Here is an 8,002-nt window from a genome sequence, read left to right as displayed (position 1 = left end):
GTGAGGACCGGCCGCTGTATTTAGCTTCCCGGATCGGTGGTTTGCTTTTTCTTCCACAGTTGTGAAGGCGTTGCGCGTAGGCGGCGTTGGTTGCGGCGGCACCGGCAGTGCCGTGGTTTCATTGCTGGCACGGCTAAGTTCACATCCGATCAATGTGATTGGAATTGTTTGTTTTGTGATGAACTCGCAAATCAAGGATAATTGAGCACCTGTTCCTCGATTGAATGGGGTTTTTTCGGTATCCGGCACCGTTTTTGATTGAGGGTGCCTATCGCTTTCAATATTACTTACGACGAAAAATTTCCATGAGCCAAGCAAATAACAAGAATACGGTAGCAAACGCCAAAGGCAAGCGCTTCTCCCGACGTAAATTTATCGGAGCTGCCGTTGGCGCCGCAGCCGTATGGGGCGGCTACTCGGTCCTGTTCGGTGGTCAATTCCGCGCCGCCAAGGCGGATCGCACGGTGGACGTGCTGCTGATCGGCGGCGGCATCATGAGTGCGACGCTCGGTGTCTATCTGTCCGAGCTGGAGCCTGGCTGGACCTATGAAGTGTTCGAACGCCTGGACAAAGTGGCGGAAGAAAGTTCGAATGGCTGGAACAACGCGGGCACCGGCCACTCGGCGCTCTGCGAACTGAACTACACCCCGATGGACGACAAGGGTGAAGTGCATATTACCCAGGCGATCGGCATCAACGAGAACTTCCAGATCTCGCGCCAATTCTGGTCGCATCAGGTGCGCAAGGGCGTTCTGGGCAATCCGCGCGAATTCATCAATTCGACACCGCACATGAATTTGGTCTTTGGTCCGGAGAACCGTGAATTCATTCGCAAACGTGTCGCGGCCTTGAAGGCATCGGCGCTGTTCGCTGGCATGGAAATGACGACGGATCCGACCAAGATTGCTGAATGGATTCCGATCATGATGGAAGGCCGCAAGCCGGACGAGATGGTCACCGCCACCCGTTCGCCGCTCGGCACCGATGTCAACCTAGGCTCGATTACCCGCCAGTTCTACAAGCATCTCAGCAGCAATGCGGGCAGCAAGATCACCACCGGATATGAGGTACGCTCGATCACCCGCAATGAGGATGGCTCCTGGCGTGTATCGGCTTTCGACATCAAGGATAGTTCCAAGATTCAGACCGTTGATGCACGCCACATCTTCATCGGCGCCGGTGGCGCCGCATTGCCGCTGCTGCAGTTGTCCGGCATTCCTGAAGCGAAGCAGTATGGCGGTTTCCCGGTAGGCGGCGAATTTCTGGTCACGGATAATCCCGCCATTACCTCGCGCCATCTGGCCAAGGTCTACGGCCTGGCGGATACGGGTTCGCCACCGATGTCGGTGCCGCATCTGGATACCCGAGTGCTGGATGGTAAAACCGTGCTGCTGTTCGGGCCGTTCGCCACCTGGTCCACCAAATTCCTCAAGAACGGATCGTATTTCGATATCGCGAAGGCAACCACGCCCTCCAATATCATTCCGCAACTTCAAGTCGGCGCCCATGAGTTTGCACTCGTCAAATATCTCGCGCAGCAATTGGAGCTGTCCAGGGAAGACAAGATGGCGGCGCTGCGCCGCTACATGCCTGAGGCAAAGGACGAAGACTGGCGTTTGTGGCAAGCCGGCCAGCGTGTGCAGATCATCAAGAACATCCCCGACAAGGGCGGCGTATTGAAGCTGGGTACCGAAGTCGTGGTTTCCGAAGATCGCTCCGTCTCTGCATTGCTGGGCGCGTCACCTGGCGGCTCTACCTCGCCAGCGATCATGCTGTCACTGCTGGAGAAAGTTTTCCCCGATCGGATGAAGACACCTGCCTGGCAGAAAAAAATTCGCGAGATCGTTCCCACTTATGGACAAAAGCTCAATGAGAACCCGCAGCTGCTTGCGACGACATGGGCAAGCACCGCTGAAACTTTGCAATTGACTATCGCATCGCCAAGTTTGGAGGGCTTCGTTCAAGGGGCCGCTCCCATCGAGCACCCTGGACAAGTGAAAAAAGTGCCAGATATCGCGCTATAGTGCTGCGAAGCTCAGACTTGGCTGAAGAAATAAAATCTATTGATGCCGCGTCCGACATCGGCCAGACATCACAATCGCAGCAACAGTTGCGGATTCGAAGGCAAGACGTCAGGGCAAGAATGTACCGGCTAGGGTGTTAAGTGACTAGCTCAAACTTGACCTGAGGTTAGAGCCATAATTATCCTCGCATATACTGCATATACATTATTGATGGAGAGCACAATGCCAGCATACGTACACGTCAATCTACGCGTCATCGACCCCGCCAAGCAGGCCGCGCTCGCTCCACGCTTTCAAGCGGCGCTAAAAGAGGCAGGCGGGCAGATCCTGCATTTCGGTCCTGTTGCGCAGATTCTGGAGGGGGATGAGGTGCCGCTGCCGATGGCCGGCGTGTTTGAGTTTCCAACTCTCGCCCAAGCGCAAGCCTTCTACAATTCCGAGAGGTACGCGCCGATCAAGGCCGAACGTCAGGAAGCCCAGCAAGCACGGATGTTCATAGTCGAAATCGTGTGAAGCGCACGATCACATGACCGTGAATAGCCAGCCGTACCAGCAATCCCTACTACTAATATCTCCCCGTATTTCCCCCGATCGGTCCCTTCTGTTTTCCCCTCAGGCCCTCGCGCATTAGCAAATGTCAGCTAACCATCCGATTTAAGTGCTTTCAGCACGATGGTTCGGATGGTTTTTCTTGACATTCCCACTAGTGTCAATGTTGTAAGATTGCCGAAAATCAACATTGAATCCCCCTGCCCGCATTAGCCGAAATCATCGTCTACGACGACCGATGCTTTGTCGCAGGACGCCATTCATGCATCAAGTCCTATTCACCCGGAATCTGATTGTGATCCTGCATGTATAGAGACAAAACCAGGCGTACGCGATGTTTTCTTCGCAGGTCATTGTCCGTTATCCAGGCAATGCCTGCATCTCTCGAGTGGCTTCAAACATCAAGAAAAGGGATCCAATGAAACGAATAGCACTTTACTTCGTCAGCATATTGGCGAGCTTGTTTCTCTTCATGAGTCAGGCGCAGGCACAATCCACGAATGATTATTCTCAAGGCGTTGATGTAGCAGGAAGCAGCGCCACCGTGTGGTTCCAGTCCAACGTTAATACCAGCTGGGTCGACATACATTACCAGCTCAACGGCGGAGATCTTCAAAACCTTCGCACCAGCAATGCCAATGGCCGCTACGTTCAGGTGATAAACAACGTCAACGCCGGCGCCAGTATCAAATACTGGTTTACCTACAACAATGGGACGCCTGCTTACAATACCCCTGCTTTCAATTTTACTGTGGGAACGGGGAACTCAACTCCGCCGCCGCCACCGCCGTCCGGAGGAAACTGGAACGGTCTCACCACATTCAATCTGGTCAATGGCACGCGAGGCGCATATCCGGATAGCCAGGTTTATTGGGCAATCATTGGCAAGGACTGGAGCAGCGGCCGCTTCGTCTACGTAGATACAGGCGGAAACCTGATACCCATGGCTATCGGCGACAACGGCGCCTTGAATAAAAACGGTCAGGGATACACAAACTATTTCCATTCGCTGGCACAAGGAAAATCGGTCACCATTCCGCCAATAAATTCGGCGCGCCTGCTGCTCAGCGTGGGAAGCCCCATGTATATCAAAGTCAATCAGGACGTGAACGGCAATATTGGCTATGCCGGCGCCAATATTGAAAATCCGTCGGATCCAAATATTGACGTGATCTTCGATTTCGTCGAAATGGCGATCGTTCCAAACCAAGGATTTTTCGGCAATACCACCCGGGTGGATCAATTTGGCTTCCCCGTCTTGCTGCGCCTTCAGGGGCTCAATGGCTACGACCAGACAGTGGGAGAAACAGATACACGCGCCGCCCTGTTTCAAAAATATCTGGCGGAAGTTCCTATTGAGTTCAAAGGCCTGGCCCAGACGCCCTATGCGCCGTATCGCATTATTGCTCCCGCACATGCAAGCTTCAATAATGGCGGCGTCAACGGCAACTATCTGGATGCCTATATCGCATCGCTCTGGAACAAATACAGCACACAAACTCTGACGTTCACGGATCAACAGGGTACATTTTCCGGCCGCGTTGTCGGCAACCGCTTCCAGTTCACCGATGGACAAGGCACCTACTACATTAATAGCCGCCCTACCACCGCAATGGCATTGTTAGGCAGCGGCGCATTGAACGATGGATCTGGAACCACGCCAGGAACACCGGCTTACGACAAACAACTGCAAATCCAGGCGCAAGTGACTGCGGCAATCAATCGCCACATCGTCGAAGATCCGGCGCATTGGAGTAACGCTAGTTACTTCTATCCGAACGGACAGGTATCCAATTATTTCTCGAAATTCTGGCATGACCATAGTGTGAATAACCTGGCCTATGGCTTTGCTTACGATGACGTTTGGGGATTTAGTTCATCTCTCCATACTGCCGCACCCACCACGGCAACAGTCACTATCGGCTGGTAAACGCACGTAGCCCACCGGATGGTGGGCTACGTGCACCTAAATGTGTGCCCTGCCGACTCAGGCGGAATCGGGTGCGCCGATCAGGATATCCTCATAAAATGCGCCGACAGGCTCGGTCGGGTGGCGCAACTGGATTTCCAGTACCCAGACGGTGTCACTCGGCACGATTTCCATCTCCGCCAGTTTGGCGGGACCGAACAAGGCATGCGGGAAATCCGATATCCGATGCCCCGCCAGGTTGCGCTCCAGCTGCCAGCCGCCGCGTGCAGCGGCTGTCTCGGCGAAATCGTATAGTTCACGCCCGGTCAGGCCGGTCTGCCAAGCCTCCTTGGCGGCTGTGAAGACATCGCGCGCCGCCTGTGCGCAGGCGCGGTGCAAGCTATTTTCCCCGAACACGATGGTGTCGCCGAAATCGCCTTCATAACCATCCCACACCGGACCGAGATCGACCACGGCAATGTCGGTATCGCGCAGCTTGCGCCCCTGCTCCACACCCTGGCGCGGCGTTCTGACGGTGTCGTCGCCGAAGCGGATATAGGTCGGATGCCAGGTATGCGAGGATCCCATTTTGCGCAAGTGATCGTTGGCCATCACCACGGCTTCGCCGGTAGTCATGCCTACCCGCAGCTTGCCGACGATTTGCGCGAGCGCGCGGATCGACTGTTCGCGCGCCGCCAGCATGCCGTCGAGTGAATACTTCGAACCGACGCGCTCCCATACCGGATCGAAACTTCCTTGCGCCAGCGGCACCGACATTGCGCCCGACGGCACAAAGGCTTCCGCGATGAAATGATGCGCCTGCAAGCCCAGCGCCACGCAACGTTCGCGAACGCCGCCCACCATGGCCGGATTGCCGCAAGCATAAACGCGCGCACTCTGCCACACGTAGGAATCGGCAGCGGCGACATCTTGCACATGGCCTTGCCGGAAACCTTCTTCAACGCGTCCTGCGGGGCCGACGACGCCGCTCCAGCTGAAGCGCGCATTGCGCGCGGACAGCCGGTCGAGAAATTCGCGATCGTAAAAGTCATCAGCGCGCGAGCCACCCCAGTACAGCACGACAGGCGTCGTATCCTGTTCAGCCAGCGCAGCCAGTAGAATCGGCTTGATGCCGGCATAGCCGGTGCCGGTCGCAAACAGCAGCAAGGCCGAATGTGCACCGGCTTGCCAGGTGCAGGCGCCGAACGCGCCTTCGATACTGAGTACGTCGCCGACGGCAAGGCGGTCCAGCATCTGCTCCGAAAAACGTCCTCCGGCCACGCGGCGAATATGGAAGACCAGTTTGCCATCATCGTCGGCGGGGATATTGGCGACCGAAAAGCAACGGCTGCTGCCGTCATCAAGATAAAATTTCACGTACTGGCCAGCCCGGATGGACATCGATTGTGCGTGGCGCGGCGCCAGCACCAGTTGCGTGACGTCAGGCGTCAGCATGTCATTTTTCAGGATCTCGGCTTCAAAGCGCAATGCCTGTGCAGCGAGTGACCAGCCGGGAATGTCGATGCACATGTCGCCGCAGGCATGGCTCTGGCACAGCAGCATCTCATCGTTCGCCAACGGATAAGGCGTACCGGCGGCGATATAGGGATTGCTTTCATGGGCGCCGCTGAGCACCCTGACCCTGCACGATCCGCACTCGCCACGGCGGCATGAAAACGGAATCGAGATGCCTTCGGCCAGCGCCGCATCCAGCAACAACTCGTCTCCTGCGGCAAAGGTGATGCCGGATTGCCCCAATGTGATGGTATGTTGGCCTGGCATCGTATCCTCGTGCGCTAATGAAATAAGTGACGGACCATTATGACGTTAGAATAGGACCATTAAAACCTCCAGATTTGAATAATCCACATGGTCCAGATGAGAAAATGGCAGCTCTTGCTTAACCTTGATCTCGACCATCCAGGCACTAAAGCTTCCTATCGCAAGATCCTCGACTGTCTCATCGGCGCCATTCAAAGCGGCCGCCTGGAGCCGGGAGCCGTCCTGCCCGGCACGCGTGAACTGGCGGATATCCTTGACGTCAATCGCAAGACCGTGATCCTGGCTTACGAAGAAGGCGTCGTCAAAGGCTGGCTGGTGAGCGAGCCGCGCCGTGGAACGTTCGTCAGTACGCTGTTTGCCTCGAAGGCGGCGACACCCGACAAGCCGCAGAAGAAACGCCCTGCCTCTGACGAAGAACGTTTTGCGCCGGATTTCCTCCCGCTCGATTTGCCGCTTTACTTTGACGATCTTTACGTTCCCTCGGTGCGCGCAGGCAGAACGCGCGACACCATGTATTTCGACAACGGCGCGCCTGATCATCGCCTGCTGCCGCAAGCCGTGTTGCATCGTTATTACCGCAACGCGATGAAGGCTGCGTTCAAATCCGACTGGGTCAAGTACGGCAATCATGAATCGGCCGAGCAGTTGCGCACGACGCTGGCTGAAATGCTGCGCACCACGCGCGGTCTGGCGGCAAGCTCATCGAATATCTGCCTCACGCAAGGCACGCAGATGGCGCTGCATCTGGCTGCCGGGGCGCTGATTCGCCCGGGCGATGTTGTGCTGGTGGAACGGCTCAGTTACCCGCCGGCATGGGCGATATTTCGCGCGCTCGGTGCGCAGATTGAAGTCGTCGACGTCGATCAGGACGGCTGCCGCGTGGACCAGGTCGAGGCGCTATGCCTGCAGCGGCAGGTGCGATTGATTTATCTGACGCCGCATCACCAGTTTCCGAGCACGGTCAGCCTGCGTGCCGACCGTCGACAAAAACTGCTGGCGCTGGCGCAGCAGCATCGTTTTACCATCATCGAAGAAGACTACGACCACGAATATCACTTCGATGGACGGCCTTACCTGCCGCTGGCCAGCGATGCCCGACAGCGTAACGTAATTTATATCGGTTCGCTGTCGAAGCTGCTGGGCTCGTCATTCCGCTGCGGCTTTATAGTCGGTCCCGAAAATCTGGTCGGTACGTTGAGCAAAAATCAGCTGCTGATCTCCAGCCACGGCGACGCCGTCATGCAAAAAATGCTGGCCGATCTGATCGCCGACGGCGAACTGCGCAAGCATGTGCGGCGCGCCTCCAGACTCTATCGCGCCCGCAAGGACGTCTTGCTGGAATCCTTGCATCACCATTTCGGAGAGCGCGTCACGCTGCGCAATCCCGAAGGCGGGCTGGCCGTGTGGGCCACCTTCATGGAAGACATCGACGTCGACGCCATGGTGCAGCAAGCTGCCGGCAAGCGACTCTTCGTGCGCAGCGGCCGCCAGTTCTCGCCGCTCAATCAGCCGGTCAACGGTTTACGGCTGGGATTTGCATCGATGACGCCGGATGAACTGACGCTGGCGGTCGGACGATTGTATGACGCGTCCCGGCAACGATAGGTGAGCGGTATCGGCGGCATTTCTTCAAGGAAAGTTTCAATTCGGCCGGAGCATGGAATGCATCGGCTTGGCGACAAGGCATTTCCATCCGCGGTGCCAACTATGCTTCGCTGCACTGCGATTACATCCGATG

Annotated in this window: 6 protein-coding genes; 4 read left to right on the top strand and 2 right to left on the bottom strand. The window is 56.5% G+C overall.

Annotation, left to right across the window (positions count from 1 at the left end):
* Window positions 1-249: hypothetical protein (locus JWQ61_RS05520; protein ID WP_304359641.1), on the bottom strand; the 249-nt coding region annotated here is incomplete at its 3' end.
* A gap of 56 nt (window positions 250-305) precedes the next feature.
* Between JWQ61_RS05520 and mqo the strand changes: the two genes are divergently transcribed.
* The 3 genes from mqo (at window position 306) to JWQ61_RS05505 (ending at window position 4,503) form a co-directional block, all read left to right on the top strand.
* Window positions 306-2,024 (top strand): malate dehydrogenase (quinone), encoded by a 1,719-nt coding sequence (gene mqo, locus JWQ61_RS05515; RefSeq protein ID WP_304359640.1) that lies wholly within the window; start codon window positions 306-308, stop codon window positions 2,022-2,024.
* Window positions 2,025-2,246: 222 nt separating this feature from the next.
* Window positions 2,247-2,537 (top strand): DUF1330 domain-containing protein, encoded by a 291-nt coding sequence (locus tag JWQ61_RS05510; protein ID WP_304359639.1) that lies wholly within the window; start codon window positions 2,247-2,249, stop codon window positions 2,535-2,537.
* Window positions 2,538-2,907: 370 nt separating this feature from the next.
* Complete coding sequence (locus JWQ61_RS05505; RefSeq protein WP_304359638.1) at window positions 2,908-4,503, top strand: glycoside hydrolase family 64 protein; 1,596 nt, start codon at window positions 2,908-2,910, stop codon at window positions 4,501-4,503.
* A 57-nt stretch (window positions 4,504-4,560) separates the two neighbouring features.
* Here the strand turns inward: JWQ61_RS05505 and JWQ61_RS05500 are convergent, their stop codons facing one another.
* Complete coding sequence (locus tag JWQ61_RS05500) at window positions 4,561-6,264, bottom strand: NAD(P)H dependent flavin oxidoreductase family protein (protein ID WP_304359637.1); 1,704 nt, start codon at window positions 6,262-6,264, stop codon at window positions 4,561-4,563.
* A 114-nt stretch (window positions 6,265-6,378) separates the two neighbouring features.
* Between JWQ61_RS05500 and JWQ61_RS05495 the strand changes: the two genes are divergently transcribed.
* Window positions 6,379-7,869 carry a PLP-dependent aminotransferase family protein gene (locus JWQ61_RS05495; protein ID WP_304359636.1) on the top strand — a complete coding sequence of 497 codons (1,491 nt, stop codon included), beginning with the start codon at window positions 6,379-6,381 and terminating at the stop codon, window positions 7,867-7,869.
* The last annotated feature ends 133 nt before the right edge of the window (window positions 7,870-8,002 follow it).

Origin of the sequence: Collimonas fungivorans, from assembly GCF_028292705.1 — a bacterium.
Classification (GTDB): Bacteria; Pseudomonadota; Gammaproteobacteria; order Burkholderiales; family Burkholderiaceae_D; genus Collimonas; species Collimonas fungivorans_B.
The sequence above is the reverse complement of the archived record's forward strand: the minus strand, read 5'-3'. Positions and strand labels throughout refer to the sequence as shown.

Bases quoted from the DNA above. Each gene is read 5' to 3' on its own strand.
- JWQ61_RS05505 (WP_304359638.1), top strand. From the start codon at position 2,908: ATGTTTTCTTCGCAGGTCATTGTCCGTTATCCAGGCAATGCCTGCATC.
- JWQ61_RS05500 (WP_304359637.1), bottom strand. From the start codon at position 6,264: ATGCCAGGCCAACATACCATCACATTGGGGCAATCCGGCATCACCTTT.
- JWQ61_RS05510 (WP_304359639.1), top strand. From the start codon at position 2,247: ATGCCAGCATACGTACACGTCAATCTACGCGTCATCGACCCCGCCAAG.
- mqo (WP_304359640.1), top strand. From the start codon at position 306: ATGAGCCAAGCAAATAACAAGAATACGGTAGCAAACGCCAAAGGCAAG.